Annotated in this window: 22 protein-coding genes and 1 tRNA gene; 16 read left to right on the forward strand and 7 right to left on the reverse strand. The window is 59.4% G+C overall.

Annotation, left to right across the window (positions count from 1 at the left end):
• Genes BLO80_RS06660 through BLO80_RS06675 form a run of 4 tightly spaced genes read left to right on the forward strand, consistent with a single transcriptional unit; the run spans window position 1 to window position 3,419 of the window.
• Window positions 1-1,020: a LacI family DNA-binding transcriptional regulator gene (locus BLO80_RS06660; RefSeq protein ID WP_092175792.1), complete on the forward strand. Its 1,020-nt coding sequence runs from the start codon at window positions 1-3 to the stop codon at window positions 1,018-1,020.
• Between the two features lie 23 nt (window positions 1,021-1,043).
• Window positions 1,044-1,958, forward strand: coding sequence for a ribokinase (rbsK, locus tag BLO80_RS06665; protein WP_092327424.1), 915 nt, complete (start codon window positions 1,044-1,046; stop codon window positions 1,956-1,958).
• Window positions 1,955-2,359 carry a D-ribose pyranase gene (gene rbsD / locus BLO80_RS06670; protein WP_060738181.1) on the forward strand — a complete coding sequence of 135 codons (405 nt, stop codon included), beginning with the start codon at window positions 1,955-1,957 and terminating at the stop codon, window positions 2,357-2,359. The genes rbsK and rbsD overlap by 4 nt, the downstream gene beginning before the upstream one ends.
• 31 nt (window positions 2,360-2,390) lie before the next feature.
• Window positions 2,391-3,419 carry a nucleoside hydrolase gene (locus BLO80_RS06675; RefSeq protein ID WP_092327426.1) on the forward strand — a complete coding sequence of 343 codons (1,029 nt, stop codon included), beginning with the start codon at window positions 2,391-2,393 and terminating at the stop codon, window positions 3,417-3,419.
• A 49-nt stretch (window positions 3,420-3,468) separates the two neighbouring features.
• On the opposite strand, the gene BLO80_RS06680 is transcribed toward BLO80_RS06675, so the two are convergent.
• The gene (locus BLO80_RS06680; RefSeq protein ID WP_072405216.1) at window positions 3,469-3,666 is read right to left on the reverse strand and encodes a hypothetical protein; all 198 of its coding nucleotides are present in this window, start codon (window positions 3,664-3,666) and stop codon (window positions 3,469-3,471) included.
• 129 nt (window positions 3,667-3,795) lie between these two features.
• On the opposite strand from BLO80_RS06680, the gene BLO80_RS06685 reads away from it, so the two are divergent.
• Together BLO80_RS06685 and BLO80_RS06690 are read left to right on the forward strand one after the other, a co-directional pair.
• Complete coding sequence (locus BLO80_RS06685; protein WP_092327427.1) at window positions 3,796-4,101, forward strand: hypothetical protein; 306 nt, start codon at window positions 3,796-3,798, stop codon at window positions 4,099-4,101.
• A gap of 154 nt (window positions 4,102-4,255) precedes the next feature.
• Entirely contained in the window at window positions 4,256-4,570 is a 315-nt protein-coding gene (locus BLO80_RS06690; protein ID WP_092327429.1) for an I78 family peptidase inhibitor, read from the forward strand.
• Between the two features lie 67 nt (window positions 4,571-4,637).
• On the opposite strand, the gene BLO80_RS06695 is transcribed toward BLO80_RS06690, so the two are convergent.
• Together BLO80_RS06695 and BLO80_RS06700 are read right to left on the reverse strand one after the other, a co-directional pair.
• Window positions 4,638-4,850, reverse strand: coding sequence for a cold-shock protein (locus BLO80_RS06695; protein WP_003179963.1), 213 nt, complete (start codon window positions 4,848-4,850; stop codon window positions 4,638-4,640).
• 288 nt (window positions 4,851-5,138) lie between these two features.
• Window positions 5,139-5,441: a TrbG/VirB9 family P-type conjugative transfer protein gene (locus tag BLO80_RS06700; protein ID WP_092327431.1), complete on the reverse strand. Its 303-nt coding sequence runs from the start codon at window positions 5,439-5,441 to the stop codon at window positions 5,139-5,141.
• 373 nt (window positions 5,442-5,814) lie between these two features.
• Between BLO80_RS06700 and thrS the strand changes: the two genes are divergently transcribed.
• The 9 genes from thrS to BLO80_RS06750 all read left to right on the forward strand — a co-directional run bounded on the left by thrS (window position 5,815) and on the right by BLO80_RS06750 (window position 13,280).
• Entirely contained in the window at window positions 5,815-7,737 is a 1,923-nt protein-coding gene (gene thrS / locus BLO80_RS06710) for a threonine--tRNA ligase (RefSeq protein WP_092199001.1), read from the forward strand.
• Window positions 7,737-8,288 (forward strand): translation initiation factor IF-3, encoded by a 552-nt coding sequence (gene infC, locus BLO80_RS06715; RefSeq protein WP_169432615.1) that lies wholly within the window; start codon window positions 7,737-7,739, stop codon window positions 8,286-8,288. Before thrS ends, infC begins: the two co-directional genes overlap by 1 nt.
• A gap of 60 nt (window positions 8,289-8,348) precedes the next feature.
• A complete protein-coding gene (rpmI, locus tag BLO80_RS06720; RefSeq protein ID WP_002553160.1) occupies window positions 8,349-8,543 on the forward strand; it encodes a 50S ribosomal protein L35 in 195 nt (64 codons plus the stop codon).
• A 30-nt stretch (window positions 8,544-8,573) separates the two neighbouring features.
• On the forward strand, window positions 8,574-8,930 hold the full coding sequence (rplT, locus tag BLO80_RS06725) for a 50S ribosomal protein L20 (RefSeq protein WP_002553161.1): 357 nt from the start codon (window positions 8,574-8,576) through the stop codon (window positions 8,928-8,930).
• A 109-nt stretch (window positions 8,931-9,039) separates the two neighbouring features.
• The gene (gene pheS / locus BLO80_RS06730) at window positions 9,040-10,056 is read left to right on the forward strand and encodes a phenylalanine--tRNA ligase subunit alpha (protein WP_092327432.1); all 1,017 of its coding nucleotides are present in this window, start codon (window positions 9,040-9,042) and stop codon (window positions 10,054-10,056) included.
• Between the two features lie 35 nt (window positions 10,057-10,091).
• Window positions 10,092-12,470: a phenylalanine--tRNA ligase subunit beta gene (gene pheT / locus BLO80_RS06735; protein ID WP_092327434.1), complete on the forward strand. Its 2,379-nt coding sequence runs from the start codon at window positions 10,092-10,094 to the stop codon at window positions 12,468-12,470.
• 3 nt (window positions 12,471-12,473) lie between these two features.
• Window positions 12,474-12,776: an integration host factor subunit alpha gene (gene ihfA, locus BLO80_RS06740; RefSeq protein ID WP_002553164.1), complete on the forward strand. Its 303-nt coding sequence runs from the start codon at window positions 12,474-12,476 to the stop codon at window positions 12,774-12,776.
• A complete protein-coding gene (locus BLO80_RS06745) occupies window positions 12,757-13,113 on the forward strand; it encodes a MerR family transcriptional regulator (RefSeq protein ID WP_003179985.1) in 357 nt (118 codons plus the stop codon). Before ihfA ends, BLO80_RS06745 begins: the two co-directional genes overlap by 20 nt.
• Before the next feature lie 90 nt (window positions 13,114-13,203).
• Window positions 13,204-13,280, forward strand: a tRNA-Pro gene (locus BLO80_RS06750).
• Between the two features lie 79 nt (window positions 13,281-13,359).
• Here BLO80_RS06750 and tcuB read toward each other — a convergent pair.
• From tcuB to BLO80_RS06770, 4 genes are all read right to left on the reverse strand, one after another.
• The gene (tcuB, locus tag BLO80_RS06755) at window positions 13,360-14,517 is read right to left on the reverse strand and encodes a tricarballylate utilization 4Fe-4S protein TcuB (RefSeq protein WP_092327435.1); all 1,158 of its coding nucleotides are present in this window, start codon (window positions 14,515-14,517) and stop codon (window positions 13,360-13,362) included.
• Window positions 14,504-15,958 (reverse strand): FAD-dependent tricarballylate dehydrogenase TcuA, encoded by a 1,455-nt coding sequence (gene tcuA, locus BLO80_RS06760; RefSeq protein ID WP_092327437.1) that lies wholly within the window; start codon window positions 15,956-15,958, stop codon window positions 14,504-14,506. Before tcuA ends, tcuB begins: the two co-directional genes overlap by 14 nt.
• 160 nt (window positions 15,959-16,118) lie before the next feature.
• Window positions 16,119-17,054: a LysR family transcriptional regulator gene (locus BLO80_RS06765; RefSeq protein ID WP_092327438.1), complete on the reverse strand. Its 936-nt coding sequence runs from the start codon at window positions 17,052-17,054 to the stop codon at window positions 16,119-16,121.
• A 132-nt stretch (window positions 17,055-17,186) separates the two neighbouring features.
• On the reverse strand, window positions 17,187-18,038 hold the full coding sequence (locus BLO80_RS06770) for a LysR family transcriptional regulator (RefSeq protein WP_092327440.1): 852 nt from the start codon (window positions 18,036-18,038) through the stop codon (window positions 17,187-17,189).
• Window positions 18,039-18,386: 348 nt separating this feature from the next.
• Here BLO80_RS06770 and BLO80_RS06775 point away from each other — a divergent pair, with 348 nt between their 5' ends.
• Window positions 18,387-19,862, forward strand: coding sequence for an MFS transporter (locus BLO80_RS06775; RefSeq protein WP_092327441.1), 1,476 nt, complete (start codon window positions 18,387-18,389; stop codon window positions 19,860-19,862).
• The last annotated feature ends 20 nt before the right edge of the window (window positions 19,863-19,882 follow it).

A 19,882-nucleotide genomic window follows, 5' to 3' on the forward strand; every position in this document is an offset into this window, starting at 1 on the left:
ATGGCGACGATCAAGGATGTAGCAGCGCTCGCGGGGATCTCCTACACCACCGTGTCCCACGTGGTGAACAAGACGCGGCCGGTCAGCGAGGAAGTGCGGCTCAAGGTCGAGGCGGCCATCGAGCGCCTGGACTATGTGCCCAGCGCCGTGGCCCGGTCGCTCAAGGCCAAGACCACGGCGACCATCGGCCTGTTGGTGCCCAACAGCCTCAACCCTTACTTTGCCGAGTTGGCCCGGGGCATCGAGGATTACTGTGAGCGCAACGGCTATTGCGTGATCCTGTGCAACTCCGACGACAACCCGGACAAGCAACGCAGCTACCTGCGGGTACTGCTGGAAAAACGCATCGATGGCCTGATCTTCGCGTCCGCCGGAGGCGATGTCGGCCTGGCCGAGGGCCTGGCCAGCGTGCGTACGCCCATGGTCATCGTTGACCGTGGGCTTGATGGCGTCGACGCGGACCTGGTGCGCATCGATCATGAATACGGCGCCTACCTGGCGACCCGGCACCTGCTGGAGTTGGGACACCACGATATCGCCTTCATCGGCGGCCCGGCCGATACCAGCGTGGCGCAAATGCGCCTGGCCGGTTACTGCCGGGCGCTGAAAGAGGCCGGGATCGAACTGCCCGTCGAGCGCATGCTCGAGAGCGATTTCACCAGTACCGGCGGTTACCGCGCCGCCGCGCAACTGCTTGAACAGCTGCCGCCCAGCGCGATCTTCGCGGCCAACGACATGATCGGCATCGGTGTGCTGCGCGCCGCGGCCGAGCGCAATGTGCGTGTGCCCAGCGAACTGTCGGTCATCGGTTTCGATGACATCCAGATGAGCCGCTATGTCTACCCGGCGTTGACCACGGTGGGGCAGTCGATCCTGCAGCTCGGGGAAATGGCGGCCGAAGTACTGCTGCGGCGTATCGCTACGCCGGGCCTTGCCACCGACCAGCGGATCGTGACGCCGAGTATTGTCTTGCGAGAGTCGACTGCACCGCTGTCCGGTACATTCGCCCAATACCGCTGAACCGAATTGATGAGTACTGATGTATGCCAGCAAAAGTAGTGGTAATAGGCAGTCTGAACATGGACCTGGTGACCCGGGCGCCGCGCTTGCCCCGTGGCGGTGAAACCCTGATCGGCGAGTCGTTCGCCACCATCCCCGGCGGCAAGGGCGCCAACCAGGCGGTAGCCGTCGCGCGCCTGGGGGCGCAGGTGTCGATGGTCGGCTGCGTGGGTGACGATGCCTATGGCGAACAATTGCGCGGCGCGTTGCTGACCGAGGGCATCGACTGCCAGGCGGTCCGCGTGGAGACGGGCTCCAGCGGCGTGGCGCTGATTGTCGTCGACGACAACAGCCAGAATGCGATCGTTATCGTCGCCGGTGCCAACGGTGCGCTCACCGCCGAGGTCCTGGACGGTGTCGATGACGTGCTGCAAAGCGCCGATGTCATCATCTGCCAGCTCGAAGTGCCGGATGCCACCGTCGGTCATGCCCTCAAGCGCGGGCGTGAGTTGGGCAAAATCGTCATCCTCAACCCCGCGCCGGCTTCCCATGCGTTGCCCGCCGACTGGTACGCCTGCATCGACTACCTGATTCCCAATGAAAGCGAAGCCGCGGTGCTGAGCGGGCTGGCGGTGGATTCCCTGGAAACCGCAGAGGCCGCCGCGGCGCATTTGATCGCCGCCGGTGCTGGCAAGGTGATCGTCACCCTGGGGGCCCAGGGGCTGATGTTCGCCAACGGCGCCAGCTTCGAGCATTTCCCGGCCCCGCGGGTCAAGGCAGTGGATACCACAGCCGCCGGGGATACCTTTGTCGGCGGCTTCGCGGCAGCCTTGGCCAGCGGCAAAAGCGAGGTCGATGCGATTCGTTTCGGCCAGGTCGCCGCCGCGCTGTCGGTCACCCGCGCCGGCGCGCAACCTTCAATCCCTACGTTGCTGGAAGTACAGGCTTTCAAATCATGAAGAAGACGCCGTTATTGAATGTGGCACTGTCCCGACTGATCGCTTCCCTCGGCCATGGCGACAAGGTCGTCATCGGTGATGCCGGCCTGCCCGTGCCGCCCCAGGTCGAATTGATCGACCTGGCCCTGACCCATGGCATTCCTGACTTCGTCAGCACCTTGAAGGTGGTGCTCAGCGAAATGCAGGTGGAAAGCCATGTCCTGGCCGAGGAGATCCTCGACAAACAGCCGTTGGCCCTGGCAACCCTGGAGACGCTGAATGCCGAGGGGGCGTTGGGTGAGCGGGCATTGGTCAGCCATGAGCAATTCAAGGTCATCAGCCGACAGGCGCGGGCGATCATTCGCACAGGCGAATGCTCGCCGTACTGCAATATCGTGCTGGTCGCTGGAGTGACGTTCTAAATCCCGTTCAACCCTGCACAAGGAGTGCGCCATGCGCCGCTATGCTGAGAAAATGCGTCAATTGATCCGGAGTCTGCTGCTTTTGTCATTGATCACTGCAACGAGCGCCCAGGCGGCGGAAAAGATCGACCTGATCATCGACACCGACCCAGGTGCCGACGACGTGGTGGCGCTGCTGTTCGCCCTGGCGTCGCCCGAGGAGCTGCATATCCGTGCGCTGACCACCGTCGCCGGCAATGTGCGCCTGGACAAGACCTCGCGCAACGCTCGCCTGGCCCGTGAATGGGCGGGGCGCGAAGACGTGCCGGTCTACGCTGGTGCGCCGAAACCCTTGATGCGCACGCCCATCTACGCAGAGAACATCCATGGCAAGGAAGGCCTGTCGGGTGTCACGGTGCATGAGCCGAAGAAGGGGCTGGCCGAAGGCAATGCCGTCAACTACCTGATCGACACGCTGAAGGCGGCCAAGCCCCACAGCATCACCATCGCCATGCTGGGGCCGCAGACCAACCTGGCGCTGGCGTTGATCCAGGAGCCGGACATTGTCCAGGGCATCAAGGAAGTGGTGATCATGGGCGGTGCGCACTTCAACGGCGGCAATATCACGCCGGTGGCCGAGTTCAATCTGTTCGCCGATCCGCAGGCGGCCGAGGTGGTGGCCAAGAGCGGCGTGAAGTTGACCTACCTGCCGTTGGACGTGACCCACAAGATTCTCACCAGCGAGGCGCGCCTGAAGCAGATCGCGGCGCTGAACAACAATGCCAGCAAGCTGGTGGGCGATATCCTCAACGAATACGTCAAGGGTGACATGGAGCACTACGGCATGACGGGCGGGCCGGTGCATGACGCGACCGTGATTGCCTATCTGCTCAAGCCGCAATTGTTCTCTGGCCGTTCAGTCAATGTCGTCGTGGACAGTCGCGAGGGGCCCACGTTCGGGCAGACCATCGTCGACTGGTACGACGGCCTGAAGGCGCCGAAGAACGCGTTTTGGGTGGAAAACGGTGATGCCCAAGGGTTCTTTGACCTGCTGACCGAGCGCCTGGCGCGCCTGAAGTAACCTGCCTGGCTATATCGCGCGCCCCCAGGCTGACCTGCGGGCGCGTGCCTCAATCCACGGCGTCGACGATGCTCGGGTAGCGCTCGAATGTCTGCTGGATAAAGTTGCGGGCGACTTCTATCCCCAACTCTTTCACCAACAATTCTATGCAGATGATTGCCAGCTCCTCCGGGCTGCCCGGGCTATAGGAGCTGTGGCCCTCCGACCATTTGGCATTGATGGTGGCTTCGATACTGACGGTACTCATGGTCGGGCTCGCGAGTTGAAGGTCTGTAGGCTGAGTTAAACATTTTTGCCTGGGATTTGGCACTGCGACTTAGGCATTGGGGGAGGGCTGTGCGACACTTGTTCTTTTATTTTTCAAAGGAGCTTCGCCGTGCAGATAGATTTGAACGCTCCTGATGGCCTGACCATCGAGGCGGTTCGTCAATTGCTGGCCTCGGCCAGTGACGACGAGCATACCCAACTGCGCGTGACCAAGGACGGCATCGCCTATCTGTCCTCGGGTGTGGTCGGTGGCGTTGACATCGAGGGCTTGCGGTTTCGGCTCGAAACGTGGGCGAAGGGCTCGGGGTACGTCGGCCGGGTCGCTGCCAGCGACGAGGTCTGGGTCATGCAGATCTACAACGCGCTGAAGGACAACTGGCCCAATCCGCCCTTCGATTACATTGACGTTTATTGAGCCGCATTCATATCCAGTCACGATTCAGGCCTGAACAGGGCTGGGGGCTCAGGCAAACTGCCAGCTTTCCCGGCCTGATGGTTGCGCTGTTGAAACCAAGCGCTGTTTGGGCTGTCGCACGCTCTCTGTTTATTCATCGAAAAAAGGAGGCTTCATGCCTTGGAAGCTCGCGTCATTGAGTACTTTGCTGGCCGTCATGTTCTTGAGCGGTTGCAGCAGCACCTCTGAGTCGACCCCCGAACCTGTAGCGGCCGAGACCGGTCACAGCCGCTGCGAAGCAAAGGCCGCCGAATTCGCCATTGGCCAGAAGGCCTCGCCCCAGTTGCTGGAGCAGGCCCGTACCCGTGCCGGCGCGCAGAATGCCCGGATCCTCAAGCCCAACGACATGGTCACGCTCGAGTACCGCTCCGATCGCCTGAACCTCAATACCGATGCCAACCTGGTGATCAATCGGGTGAACTGTGGCTGATTGAGGGTTTTCAATCGCCCATAAAAAACCCCGTCACATGGACGGGGTTTTTTTGTGCGCCGAGAAATTACTCTGGGCGAACCTGTGCAGCTTGCATACCCTTTTGGCCTTTCTCAGCCACGAAGGAAACGGTCTGGCCTTCTTTCAGGCTTTTGAAACCGTCGCTTTCGATAGCTTTGAAGTGTACGAACAGGTCGTCACCGCCACCTTGAGGAGTGATGAAGCCGAAGCCTTTTTCATCGTTGAACCATTTAACGGTGCCGGTTTGGCGATTAGACATGGTGTATCTCCAAGAAACATATATTTTCAGTGTACTGTGCTGCTCAGGCCAACTGGGCACACCCGGGTATCATAGTCGAAATGTTCGATTTGGGAGCCCCCCGCAGGCGCTGTTTGCCAATCAGTCGTGTTTACTTTATCGCCCTTACCCGCTGAAAGGCCCGGTTTTAAAGGCTTTGAGCCGAACGTAAAGACGATAAAAAAAGCTGTAAAACCTGCATAAATAGTACGAAAAAGCGCTTTTTTTGGCCTTTTATCAGCCCTGGGCGGCCTTAAAGACTCCAGTTATTCACTTTTTCGCAGGCACGTTGGCCTTGCATTTGGCGATCTCGCCAAGGGCTTTCTGCTGCTGTTCAGGGGTGGCCTTATTGTCCATCAGCGCCTGGATATCACTCGCCGGGTAGGACTTGATGGCGTCGGCGCCACAGGCGCAGTGGGATTTGGCCGCCGCCGCGCCAATCTGCGGGGTAGCCGCCTGCGTGCATTGGGCCATGTATTTATCCCGCTCGCCCTTCGGCCATTCGGCGTGGGCACTCAACGGCAGCAGCAGAGCAATGGGGGCGACTACGGCGAACAGGGTATTGAGACGCATGCGGGGATGCTCCTTGTGGGTCGATGTTCTGTGATTCGAGGGCGCTAGGGCCGATCAAGTTCAGCACTCTGGCATAAAAGCGGACGATTTGCCTTCCTGTGACAGCCTTGTGCATCGATGACCGTTCATCTGTGCTAGCATGCCGGGCTCGGCTATTTCCAGGCTGCGGACGAGCGTTCGTCCCGGTGGCAAAGAGTCCGAATAACCCTGATTTGAATCCCAGTCACTCTGGTTCGGTTTTCCCGGTTGGCCGCAAGGCTCCTGCCGCTGTAAGGCAGGCGTTCGTCATTGAATGGCCTGGACTGGATCTTGTACTGGCTCATCCCAACCCACGTGACCTTTGGTAGGGGTCACCACTAGGAGAGGAGGCGCCATGCCAACTATTACTCTTCCCGACGGCAGTCAACGTTCGTTCGATCACCCGGTTTCCGTAGCCGAGGTCGCCGCATCCATCGGCGCGGGCCTGGCCAAGGCCACCCTGGCCGGCAAGGTCAACGGTAAACTGGTCGACGCCAGTGACGTCATCGACAGCGACGCCACGCTGCAAATCATCACGCCCAAGGATGAAGAGGGGCTGGAGATCATTCGCCACTCCTGCGCGCACTTGGTTGGCCACGCGGTCAAGCAACTGTACCCGAGCGCGAAGATGGTCATCGGGCCGGTCATCGACGAAGGCTTCTATTACGACATCGCTTTCGAGCGTCCTTTCACGCCGGACGACCTGGCCGCCATCGAACAGCGCATGCAGCAGCTGATCGAGAAAGACTACGACGTCATCAAGAAAGTCACCCCGCGCGCCGAAGTCATCGAAGTCTTCAAGGCCCGTGGCGAGGACTACAAGCTGCGTCTGGTGGAAGACATGCCGGACGAGCAGGCCATGGGCCTGTACTACCACGAAGAATACGTCGACATGTGCCGCGGCCCGCACGTGCCGAACACGCGTTTCCTCAAATCCTTCAAGCTGACCAAGCTGTCCGGCGCCTACTGGCGCGGCGATGCGAAGAACGAGCAGTTGCAGCGCGTCTACGGCACTGCCTGGGCGGACAAGAAGCAACTGGCGGCCTACATCCAGCGCATCGAAGAAGCCGAAAAGCGCGATCACCGCAAGATCGGCAAGCGCCTGGGCCTGTTCCACACCCAGGAAGAATCCCCGGGCATGGTGTTCTGGCACCCGAACGGCTGGACCCTGTACCAGGTGCTCGAGCAGTACATGCGCCAGGTCCAGCGTGAAAACGGCTACCTGGAGATCAAGACGCCGCAAGTGGTCGACCGCAGCCTGTGGGAGAAATCCGGGCACTGGGCCAACTACGCCGACAACATGTTCACCACCCAGTCGGAAAACCGCGACTACGCCATCAAGCCGATGAACTGCCCGTGCCACGTGCAGGTGTTCAACCAGGGCCTGAAAAGCTACCGCGAGCTGCCGATGCGCCTGGCCGAGTTCGGTGCCTGCCACCGCAACGAGCCGTCGGGTGCGCTGCACGGCATCATGCGCGTGCGTGCGTTTACCCAGGACGATGCCCACATCTTCTGCACCGAAGAGCAGATGCAGGCCGAATCCGCCGCTTTCATCAAGCTGACCATGGACGTCTACCGGGACTTCGGCTTCACCGAAGTCGAGATGAAGCTGTCCACTCGTCCGGAAAAACGCGTCGGCTCCGACGAGCTGTGGGATCGCGCCGAAGCGGCCCTGGCCGCCGCCCTCGATAGCGCGGGCCTTGCGTATGACCTGCAGCCGGGCGAGGGGGCTTTCTACGGTCCGAAGATCGAGTTCTCGCTGAAAGATTGCCTTGGTCGCGTCTGGCAGTGTGGTACCCTGCAGCTCGATTTTAACCTGCCGATCCGTCTGGGCGCCGAATACGTGTCCGAAGACAACAGCCGCAAGCACCCGGTCATGCTTCACCGCGCGATCCTCGGTTCGTTCGAGCGTTTCGTCGGGATTCTGATCGAACACTACGAAGGTGCGTTCCCTGCGTGGCTGGCACCGACCCAGGCAGTGATCATGAATATCACTGATAAACAGGCAGATTTTGCCGCCGAAGTCGAAAAAACTCTCAACCAAAGCGGATTTCGTGCCAAGTCCGACTTGAGAAATGAAAAGATCGGCTTTAAAATCCGCGAGCATACTTTGCTCAAGGTTCCCTTTCTCTTGGTTATTGGAGATCGGGAGGTCGAGATGCAGACTGTCGCTGTGCGTACTCGTGAAGGTGCTGACCTGGGCTCGATGCCCGTCGCCGAATTCGCTGAGTTCCTCGCGCAAGCGGTTTCCCGGCGTGGTCGCCCAGATTTGGAGTAATTATTATTAAGCGTGAAATGAGACAAGATAAACGAGCTGCACCGAAAGCCCCGATCAACGAGAATATCTCGGCACGCGAGGTTCGGTTAATTGGCGCTGACGGCGAGCAGATTGGCATCGTCTCGATTGATGAAGCGCTTCGTATTGCTGAAGAAGCAAAGCTTGATCTGGTAGAAATTTCCGCGGACGCAGTCCCACCGGTTTGCCGGGTGATGGACTACGGCAAGTCGATCTTCGAGAAGAAGAAGCAGATTGCCGCGGCGAAGAAAAACCAGAAGCAGATTCAGGTAAAAGAAATCAAGTTTCGTCCAGGGACGGAGGAAGGGGATTACCAGGTAAAACTGCGCAACCTGGTACGTTTCCTGAGTGACGGGGACAGGGCCAAGGTATCCTTGCGATTCCGCGGCCGTGAGATGGCCCACCAGGAGCTGGGGATGGAACTCCTCAAGCGGGTTGAACAAGACCTGCTCGAGTACGGTTCGGTCGAACAGCATCCTAAGATGGAAGGACGCCAGCTGATCATGGTCATCGCCCCGAAAAAGAAGAAGTAATCAACAGGGCACGGCAGGCCTTGCGATTATGTTTATCAACTGAATGCGGAGTATCCGAACATGCCAAAGATGAAAACCAAAAGTGGTGCTGCTAAGCGGTTTCTGAAAACTGCTAACGGTATCAAGCACAAGCACGCTTTCAAGAGCCACATCCTGACCAAAATGTCGACCAAGCGTAAGCGTCAACTGCGCGGTAGCAGCTTGCTGCATCCGTCTGACGTGGCAAAAGTCGAGCGCATGCTGCGCCTTCGTTAATTTTTGGATCAAGAATAGAGGAAGTAACTCATGGCTCGTGTAAAGCGTGGCGTCATTGCCCGTAAGCGTCACAAAAAAATTCTGAAACTTGCTAAAGGCTACTACGGCGCGCGTTCCCGCGTATTCCGTGTTGCCAAGCAAGCGGTAATCAAGGCAGGCCAATACGCCTACCGTGACCGTCGTCAGAAAAAACGTCAGTTCCGCGCTCTGTGGATCGCTCGTATCAACGCTGGTGCTCGTGTTAACGGTCTGTCCTACAGCCGTTTCATCGCTGGCCTGAAAAAAGCGTCCATCGAGATCGACCGTAAGGTTCTGGCTGATCTGGCAGTGAACGAAAAAGCGGCGTTTGCTGCGATTGTCGAGAAAGCTAAAGCCACCTTGGCTTAAGTACCCCCGGCAGTCACCCGGGCTCACCTCTGTGGGCCCAGGTGTCAAACGTCATAAATAGGGGAAGAGCCTTAAAGCTCTTCCCCTATTTTGTATCTGGAGTCTGTACATGGAAAACCTGGACGCGCTGGTCGCTCAAGCACTAGAGGCTGTGCAAAGCGCTGAAGATATCAATACCCTGGAGCAAATCCGGGTTCACTACCTTGGCAAGAAGGGCGAGTTGACTCAGGTGATGAAGACCCTGGGGAACCTGCCAGCCGAAGAGCGTCCGCAGGTCGGTGCGCTGATCAACGTTGCCAAGGAGCGTGTCACAGAAGTCCTCAATGCGCGCAAGGCATTGCTCGAGGAGGCGGACCTGGCTGCCAAGCTCGCCGCCGAGTCCATCGATGTGACCCTGCCTGGCCGTGGCCAGACCTCCGGTGGCTTGCATCCGGTGACCCGGACCCTGGAACGCATCGAGCAGTTCTTCACCCACATCGGCTACGGCATTGCCGAAGGCCCTGAGGTCGAAGACGACTACCACAACTTCGAAGCACTCAACATCCCAGGCCATCACCCGGCCCGGTCGATGCATGACACCTTCTATTTCAATGCGAACATGCTGTTGCGCACCCATACCTCGCCGGTACAAGTCCGCACCATGGAATCGCAGCAGCCGCCGATCCGCATCGTCTGCCCAGGCCGTGTGTACCGCAGCGACTCCGATATCACCCACTCGCCGATGTTCCACCAGGTCGAAGGCCTGCTGGTCGATCGCGACATCAATTTCGCCGACCTCAAAGGCACAATCGAAGAGTTCCTGCGGGTGTTCTTCGAAAAAGAACTGGCGGTGCGTTTCCGCCCTTCGTACTTCCCGTTCACCGAGCCCTCCGCTGAAGTCGATATGGAATGCGTGATGTGCAGCGGCAAAGGCTGCCGTGTCTGCAAGCAGACTGGCTGGCTGGAAGTAATGGGCTGCGGGATGGTTCACCCGAACGTGCTGCGTATGTCCGGTATCGATCCGGAAGAATTCTCGGGTTTTGCTTTCGGCATGGGCGCCGAGCGCCTGGCCATGTTGCGTTACGGTGTGAATGACTTGCGCCTGTTCTTCGACAACGACTTGCGGTTCCTTGCGCAGTTTCGCTAGGTCGCAGTTGGTAACGAATCTATTAGGAGAGCAGGATGAAATTCAGTGAACAATGGCTGCGCGGCTGGGTAAGCCCGCAGGTAAGTAGGGACGAGCTGGTTGCTCGCCTGTCGATGGCCGGTCTTGAGGTCGATAGCGTCACGCCGGCCGCCGGTGAATTCAGCGGCGTGGTAGTGGGTGAGGTGTTGAGCACCGAGCAACACCCGGACGCTGACAAGTTGCGGGTTTGCCAGGTCAGCAATGGCGCGGAAACCTTCCAGGTGGTCTGCGGCGCACCTAATGTGCGCCCGGGCCTGAAGATCCCGTTCGCCATGATCGGTGCCGAGCTGCCAGGCGACTTCAAGATCAAGAAAGCCAAGCTGCGTGGCGTCGAGTCCAACGGCATGCTGTGCTCCCAGGCCGAACTGCAGATCGGCGAGGGCAACGATGGCCTGATGGAACTGCCGGTTGATGCGCCGGTGGGCCAGGACATCCGTGAGTACCTGGGTCTGAACGATGCGAGCATCGAGGTCGACCTGACGCCGAACCGTGGCGACTGCCTGTCCCTGGCCGGCCTGGCTCGCGAAGTCGGTGCGTTGTATGCCGCCCCCGTGACGCGTCCGGTGGTCGCGACCGTGCCGGCGGTGCATGACGAAGTGCGTTCGATTGAGGTCCTGGCGCCGGCGGCATGCCCGCGTTACCTGGGCCGTGTGATCCGCAACGTCGACCTGTCCAAGCCAACACCGCTGTGGATGGTCGAGCGCCTGCGTCGTGCCGACGTGCGCAGCATCGACGCCGCTGTCGACATCACCAACTATGTGATGCTGGAGCTGGGTCAACCGTTGCATGCGTTCGATCTCGCCGAAATCAACGGCGGCATCCGCGTGCGCATGGCCGAAGAGGGTGAAAAGCTGGTGCTGCTCGACGGCCAGGAAGTGACCCTGCGCAGCGACACCCTGGTGATTGCCGACCACGCCCGCGCCCTGGCGATTGCTGGCGTCATGGGTGGCGAGCACAGTGGTGTATCCGCCACGACCCGCGATGTATTCCTGGAAAGCGCGTTCTTCGACCAGATCGCCGTCGCTGGCAAGGCGCGTTCCTATGGCCTGCACACCGACGCCTCACACCGCTACGAGCGTGGCGTGGACTGGCAACTGGCCCGTGAAGCCATGGAGCGCGCCACTGGCCTGCTGCTGGAGATCACTGGCGGTGAAGCCGGCCCGATCATCGAGACAGTCAGCGAACAGCACCTGCCGAAGATTGCACCGGTCACCCTGCGTGCCCAGCGCATCACCCAGATGCTGGGCATGGAAATGGCGCCGGCCGAAGTCGAACGCCTGCTCAGCGCCCTCGGCCTGAACATCAGTGCCGATGGGGCAGGGCAGTGGCGCGTCGAAGTGCCAAGCCATCGTTTCGATATCAGCCTGGAAGTCGACCTGATCGAAGAGCTGGCTCGCCTGTATGGCTACAACCGTCTGCCGGTTCGCTACCCACAAGCGCGCCTGGCCCCGCAAGCCAAGGCCGAAGCCCGTAGCGACCTGCCGGAACTGCGCCGCCTGCTGGTGGCCCGTGGGTATCAGGAAGCGATCACCTACAGCTTCATCGATCCGCGCCAGTTCGAGCTGTTCAATCCGGGTGTCGAGCCGCTGTTGCTGGCCAACCCGATTTCCAACGACATGGCGGCCATGCGCTCGTCCCTGTGGCCTGGTTTGGTCAAATCGTTGCAGCATAACCTGAACCGTCAGCAGGATCGTGTGCGTCTGTTCGAAAGCGGCCTGCGCTTCGTCGGTCAGCTGGACGGCTTGAAGCAGGAGTCGATGCTGGCTGGTGTCGTCTGTGGCAGCCGTCTGCCGGAAGGTTGGGCGCAAGGTCGCGATGTCGTCGACTTCTTCGACGTCAAGGCTGACGTGGAAGCGGTGCTGGGCTTCGCCGGCGCGCTCGACGCATTCACTTTCGTGCCAGGCAAGCACCCGGCGCTGCACCCAGGGCAGACCGCACGCATCGAGCGAGATGGGCGTGAAGTCGGCTATGTCGGCGCCATCCACCCGGAACTGTCGAAAACCCTGGGTCTCGACCGTCCAGTCTTCGTTTTCGAGCTGGTTCTGGCCGAAGTGGCCCAAGGGAAAATGCCGAAATTCCAAGAGTTATCGCGCTTTCCTGAAGTGCGTCGTGACCTTGCGTTGCTGGCCGATCGCGACGTTGCATCCAGCGCCGTGCTGGAGGTAATCCGTGAAAATGCAGGCGAATGGCTGACGGACCTCAGGCTATTTGACGTGTATCAGGGTAAAGGCATTGATCCGCATAGAAAAAGCCTTGCAGTTGGCTTGACCTGGCAGCATCCATCGCGCACTCTTAATGACGATGAGGTGAATACCGCAACGCAGAATATCCTCACCTCGCTCGAAAACAGGTTGAACGCCACGTTAAGGAAGTGACGTATGGGGGCTCTGACGAAAGCTGAGATGGCGGAACGTCTGTATGAGGAGTTGGGCCTGAATAAACGGGAGGCCAAAGAATTGGTCGAACTGTTTTTCGAAGAAATCAGGCACGCTCTGGAAGACAACGAACAGGTCAAATTGTCCGGTTTCGGCAATTTCGACCTTCGGGACAAACGCCAGCGGCCTGGCCGCAATCCGAAAACGGGAGAAGAAATCCCGATCACGGCTCGCCGTGTGGTCACCTTTCGTCCAGGGCAGAAGTTGAAGGCCCGAGTTGAGGCTTATGCTGGAACCAAGTCATAACGACGAACTACCCGTCATCCCGGGCAAACGCTACTTCACCATCGGTGAAGTCAGCGAGCTGTGTGCGGTAAAACCGCACGTGCTGCGCTATTGGGAGCAGGAGTTTCCTCAACTCAACCCGGTCAAGCGCCGCGGAAACCGCCGGTATTATCAGCGACAAGACGTGCTGATGATCCGGCAGATCCGTGCGCTGCTGTACGACCAGGGGTTCACCATCGGCGGCGCACGCCTGCGCCTCTCCGGTGATGAGGCCAAGGACGATACAACCCAGTACAAACAAATGATCCGCCAGATGATCGCCGAGCTTGAAGATGTGCTGGTGGTGCTCAAGAAATAAAATTTCTGCTTTAAATACTTCCAGTTTTCAAAAGCTTGCGATATATTCCTGAGCGTTCCGTTGAGAAGCGGAACAAGATTCACGCCTAGTCGGGGCGTAGCGCAGTCCGGTAGCGCACTAGCATGGGGTGCTAGGGGTCGAGTGTTCGAATCACTCCGTCCCGACCATATAATTCAAAGGGTTGCGAGATTTTATCTCGCGACCCTTTTTTATTTATAGATCCCTTGGCCCAGGTTGTTGCCGTTGTCAGTCGCTGCCGGCATTGATCGGGTTGGGTTGACGCTTCTCTATGGCGTGTTTGAGCAGCGCTGCGCTGCGGAATATGCCATGGGCGAATTTGCTGTAGGGCATGGTCAAGAAAAACGCCATGACCAGGCCGAGATGAATCGCCAGCATGAAGCCCAAGGCACTGGTTTCACGAAAAGCCAGTAGCGCCAGGCCGCTTGCGCTGACCAGAAACAGCAGTGCGATGAAGCCGCGATCCATGGGTTTTTGGTTCTCATCGCCGTGCGCAGGGTTGCGACGCAGGTTCAGCCAAAGAAGCCCCGCCGGACCGATCAGCAGGCCGATGCCACCGGCAATACCCAACATCACCGGCAAGCTGAAGATCGGATAAGGCGCCGACCACTTCAGCAGATAGTGAAAGAGCGTGGCGACACCGGTGGCGGCGAAGCACAGCATGAAGCCGTAGAAGGTGAGGTGGTGGAATCGGCGGCGCCACAAGGTGAATTGATCGTCGGCGTTATTGCAGCCTTCGCCATGACCGCCGTCCAGGTATTTGAGCTTCGCGATGTTGGCCGTAGCCTCCAATGCCGCGGACGTTTTCAACGGCAGTGGCGCTGCGACCGGTGAAACGTTGCGCCAGAAGCGCCGTACACCCATGGTCAGGGCGAGTACCGCAAAGCCGAACACTGAGCCAAACATCAGCGCCAGGGTGTTATGCGGGAAAATCTTGTAGAAGTCGCCCCCGGGAATGGCCGTGAACAGGTTGCCCATGAGCATCAGGGTCAGGCATAAAAACAACGCCAGTCCCCCACCGGAAGCCAGCGCCAGGGTCAGGCCGTTGCGCTGATACAACTTGCCCAGCGCTTGCGGCCAGGCGTATTCGGCGTAAGTATCCAGGCGCACTTTGGCCATGGCTTTGGGTATGTTGACGTCGAATTCGTGTGGGGCGGCGTACTGACAGGCGTGCAGGCACGCGCCGCAGTTATGGCACAAGTTCGCCAGGTAATGGATGTCGGCCTGAGTGAATTCCAAGCGCCGGGTCATCGCCGGAAATACTGCGCAAAAGCCTTCGCAATAACGACAGGCATTGCAGATGGCCATCTGCCGCTGGACTTCACTTTCGTCAAGATTCAACACCGGGATCAGCCCGTCCGACGCTTGGGGATCAAACAGTTGCATGTCGAGGCTCCGTGTTTGCAGATGAAATGCCAAAGCCCACCGAAGCGGCCGCCTGCGCACCGGCGATGCGGCCAAACGCGGTACCGATGGCCATGCCGATGCCGGCGGTGTAGCCCTTACCCAGAACATTGCCGGCCATCATTTCCCCCGCGACGAACAGGTTGGGGCTCGCTTTGCCGTTGAAATGCACGGCAGCGGTTTCGTCGGTAGCGAGCCCGAGGTAGGTGAACGTGACACCCGGTTTAAGCGGGTAGGCGTAGAAAGGTGGTTTCACCAATGGCCGCGCCCAATGGGTTTTGGCGGGCGTCAGTCCTTGGGTGTGGCAGTCGTCCAACGCGGTGTGATCGAACGTGCCAACGCGGCAGGCGCTGTTGTAGTCCTCGACAGTCTTGACGAATTTTTCTTGAGGCAGCTTCAACAGACGGGCAAGGTCTTGCAGGGTATTGGCGGTGGTTCCGGGAAAAACCGGCGGCATGAAGCGGCCGATGGCTTGCTGATCGATGATCGAATACGCCTGCTGACCGGGTTGTCCGGCCACCAGACGCCCCCAGATCGCATAACGTTTTGGCCAGAAATCCTCACCTTCGTCGTAGAAGCGTTCGCCATCACGATTGACCACCACACCCAGCGATACGCAGTCGATTCGGGTACAGATGCCGCCGTCGTAGAATGGCGCGCGGGCATCAATCGCGACCATGTGTGCTTGCGTCGGATCGCCGATCACATCTGCGCCCAGGTCGAGCATGCGCCGTAGCAAAATGCCGGTGTTGAATCGGGTACCCCGGATCAGGAAATTATCCGATGGCCATTCACCGCGTTCGTTCTGACCCCAGGCTTCGCGGAGCCATTCACGGTTGGATTCGAAGCCGCCGGCCGCCAACACGCAGGCCCGGGCTTCAATGCGTTCTGCGGCGAAACGCTGACCATCGACCTCATGTTCGCCCACATGGGCAGCGACGAATTTCCCCTCATCCAACTCGATGTCGGTCACTTGCGTGTTGTATCGAACTTTTACACCCAGGCGCTCGGCACTGCGGAAATACGCATTGACCAGCGCTTTGCCGCCGCCCATGAAAAATGCATTGGTCCGCGCGACGTGCAGCGCGCCGGACAGCGAAGGCTGAAAATGCACGCCGTGTGAACGCATCCAATCGCGGCAAGAAGACGATGCCCGAATTACAATGCGTGCAAGCTTTTCATCCGTGAGGCCACCGGTAACCTTCAACAGGTCTTGCCAGTATTCTTCTTCCGGATAGGCATCGATCAGCACGTCCTGCGGTTCGTCGTGCATGCATCGCAGGTTACGGGTGTGTTGGGAGTTGCCACCGCGCCAGATTTTCGGAGAGGCTTCCAGTAGCATCACGCTGGCGCCCGCTTCTCGCGCCATCAGAGCGGCGCACAAGGCAGCGTTGCCACCCCCTATGATTAAGACATCGATCATTATTGCTCCTCGATTTGCAAGGAAGCGGGAACGAAGTGCTCCTTGCGAGTGGGGAGAACGATAGGGTGGGGAGGGAGTGGTCGAAAGGCTGCTTTTGATACGGGGTGTTTAGTTTTTCTAAAGGCTTTGTCGTCAGCAGATGTCCTGGGTTGAAGGAGGATTACGCGTCTGCCCCTTCTATCCACGTAGCTCCAGGCCACTGTTTATCGACGACCAACTGTCGTGCAACATCGACGATGACCAATCGCGTTGCCAGCGCCGCCGGAGAGAGTTCGTCGTCAGCCAGCGTCGCCAGAAGATTACGCCGGCCCACGTGGAGATCGGCAATCCTGACCAGTGAAAGTCCGGACCCGTCTTTCAATGCAGCGGCCGCCCCCGGTTGTATCGTTGCCGCATGACCGGCCCGAACGGCGTTCATCAAAACAGCGAGACCGTCGACTTCCATAATGACATTGGGTGTTAGCCCGACCCGCTCGAACGCGCTCATTAATGCCGAGCGCAATCCATGTTGCGCACTGGGCATGACCAGCGGCAGGCCGCCGAGATCGGCTAACTGCACGCTGTCACCAGAAGGCGCTTGAGGGAGGCTGGGCGAGGCAATGACAAACAGCTTTTCATCCAGCAGCGGCGTCACGCTCCAACGTTTACCCCCTTCGAGCTGGAAGAGGATGGCCAAGTCAATTTGCCGTGCGTTGAGCTGCGCCGCCAAGTGGCCGGAAAGCATTTCCACCAAATGCAGTTGTATGTCCGGATAACGCGCACGCATTGCGTTGATCAAGGGCAACGCGAGCACCGTTGCGGTAGTTGGCGGTAAGCCGACACTGACATAACCGCTCATTCGCCCGCGATGGGCGGCCATGATGGCGTTTTCCGCCTGGCGTAGCGTCAATTGGGCATGGTGTAAAAACGCAAATCCGGCGCTAGTGGGCGTCACGCCGGTGGAAGTTCGATTCAGGAGGCGGGTGCACAGTTCGCTTTCCAACTTGGAGATTTGCTGACTGAGGGCTGACACGCCTACGTCCAGTTCAAGTGCCGCACGCCCCAGGCTGCCAAGCTCAATGATTTTTACGAAATAGCGCAGTTGTCTCAATTCCAATGTGGTTGCTCCCCGCGGATGTGTGAAAACCTGCCTCGGTGATACCTGCCAACGCACGCAACCAATACAGACTAGCCGCGTCATTCCAGATACCTACTTACTTATCGGGACTGACCCTCGCAAAGCGAGACCCTACGTACCAATCATTTCACCCGCGAGATCCGCCAGGGCGCGGAGCCTGTCCATCTGCTTCATGTCGTGGTGATAACCCATCCAGATATCGCGTCCTGGTGGTTCACTGCCGACGTCTACCCGTCTCAGGGCGGTCAACTGATCGCCAAGCACGCGTGGCAAGACCGCCACACCCAATCCGCGGGCGCACATCTGCGCCTGAACGGTACGGCTGCTGCTGGTGAACACGGTTTTGGCGCGGGGAAACATCTGCTGGAGCCAAAGCACGTCGGGGTAGTGAGCTTGCGCCGTGTTCATGAGGATCAACCCGAGACCTTTTCCCTCTTCCGAGGGTGGGAAGGGCAAGTGCGCGGCAACGTACAGTCCGTAGCTGAGTGTGGTCAGTCGACGTTGAACGATGTCCGGTTCGGTGAACGGCACGATGCGAAAGGCGATATCCGCATCGCGGCGAGTCAGATCGAACAGGCGATGTCCGGGGATCACCTCTGGAACGATCAGCGGGTACCTTCGCGACATTTCGTCGAGTACAGGGGCGAGCACATAGCAGGCGAACCAGTCCGCCGATGAAATTCGCAACAGTCCTTCAGGTTGATCGCTGTCGCCTGCCAGGTGCCGTTCAATGGAGAGAGCGCTTCGCTCCATTTCCTCAGCCAGCCCCAGAATTTTTTCACCGCTGTCTGTCAACACCAGACCTTGCCCGGTGCGGCGGAAAAAAACCTGCCCGCTGTGCTGCTCAAGGACGTGAAGCCGCCGTCCTACGGTGGGGTGGCTAACGCCCAGTTGCTTCGCGGCAGCGCCCAGCGAGCCGGTGCGGACAATCGCCAGAAAAACGCGCAAGTCGTTCCAGTCCATGGGCTCACCCCCAACAAAAATGAACGGCGAAGATGCAGCAATGGCAGTCCCGTTGCAACCCCATGGCGGAACAGAGCGGGCGGAAGTTGCCGCATATGCCCATTGCTGGAGGCGAACATTTCAAATCGGCTTTTGCCCCTGACTGAAGGCGCTGCACAACGGACGGTGGCCTTACAAAAATGTACGAGGAATGTGCATCCCTGGCAGTGCCGCCGTCGCTCGTTGACTTCGACAATAGACCCCCAACGACGGCAACAAACATGAGGCTTGCCGTTTGATCTGTCAGGCAGCGCACCTGAGTGAATATGAAGTCAGCCTGCGCTAGTCGTATCTTTCTGGAGTTGCCCAATGACATCCAAACTGGACCGCGGCCCAGCAGCCGAATCGCGCCGATGGTTTGCTTTCGCTGTTCTTCTCGTCGGCGCCTTTCTTCCGCCGCTGGATTTTTTCATCGTCAATGTGGCGTTGCCGTCCATTCGCAGCGGCCTGGCGATTACACCGGCGCAGGTCGAATGGGTCATTTCAGGTTATGCCGCCAGTTACGCCGTCTTCCTGATCACGGGCGGTCGGCTGGGCGACCTGTTTGGCCGCCGCCGGGTGTTCTTCGCGGGCATGGCCGGCTTCGGCGTTGCCTCCTTGATGTGTGGCCTGGCCAACTCGCCGACGGTGTTGATTGGCGGACGTGTGTTGCAAGGTCTGAGCGCTGCGGCGATGGCACCGCAGGGACTGGCGTCCATCCACAGCCTGTTCCCGGAGCATGAACGTTCGCGTGCGTTAGCGGTGTACGGCGCAACGATCGGCTTCGCGGCGGTGGTCGCCCAGGCACTGGGGGGCTGGCTGATATCGCTGAATATCTGGGACCTGCAGTGGCGTGCAGTTTTCTTGATCAATCTGCCCATCATCACCGCTGTGTTTATGGGCGGAATACGGCTGCTTCCCGATACCCGGAGCCAAGTTCCGGTGCCGCTGGATCGCATTGGCGTGTTGCTGTGTGCGCTGACGGTCGGGCTGCTGGTGGTACCGTTGGTTGAAGGCCGGGAAGCGGGTTGGCCCTGGTGGCTGTGTGTGTTGCTGCTCGGCTCGCCGATAGCCGCAGCGGCCTTTTGGCGCTACGAGATCGCGCTGGAGCGTCGGGGCGGCACGCCCTTGGTCAGTCCGCAACTCAGTCGAGCACGCGGCTTGGTGGCCGGACTGACGGGCGTACTGTTCTTCTACGTGGTATCGGCATTCTTCCTGACGTTTTCGATTTATCTACAGGACGCGCTGGGTGCAACGCCATTGGCCTCGGGGATGATGTTCATCCCGTTCGGCGTGGGCTTTCTGATTGGTCCTTTGACCACGCCCTTTGCCATCCGCTTGTTCGGCCGTTTTGTACCCGCCATGGGCATGACGCTCGAGGTCCTGGGATGCCTGATCCTGAGCGCGGCGGTCGCAGCCGCGCCGACAGGACAGAGCCCTCAATTGGCGTTGGTGATCCTGGCGGTGGGGTTACTCGGGTTTGGCCAGGGCTGGGCGCTGCCAACCCTTATTCGAACCGTGATAGATCGTGCGCCACCCGGCGGATCGGGAATGATCTCCGGTGTAGTCAATTCGGCCTTGCAGATCAGCGCCGCGCTTGGGGTGGCGGTGCTCGGTGGCGTGTTTTACGCACTGGCCGCTCCCGCGCAAAGCCCTTCCTCCCTTGCCACCGGATTCATTGCCACCCTGCTGGGCATTGCGGCTTGCCTGGTCGTTTCAGCGCTGCTGTCGGTTTATGCCTCGATGCCTCGTTCAACAAAAGCGGCTGCTCCTTTCGACGTTTCGATCAGCCCGAACCGTGACTGACGCCAGCGCCGAGCAGTAGC

This window comes from Pseudomonas sp. NFACC56-3, from assembly GCF_900100025.1.
Lineage (GTDB): Bacteria > Pseudomonadota > Gammaproteobacteria > Pseudomonadales > Pseudomonadaceae > Aquipseudomonas > Aquipseudomonas fluorescens_AA.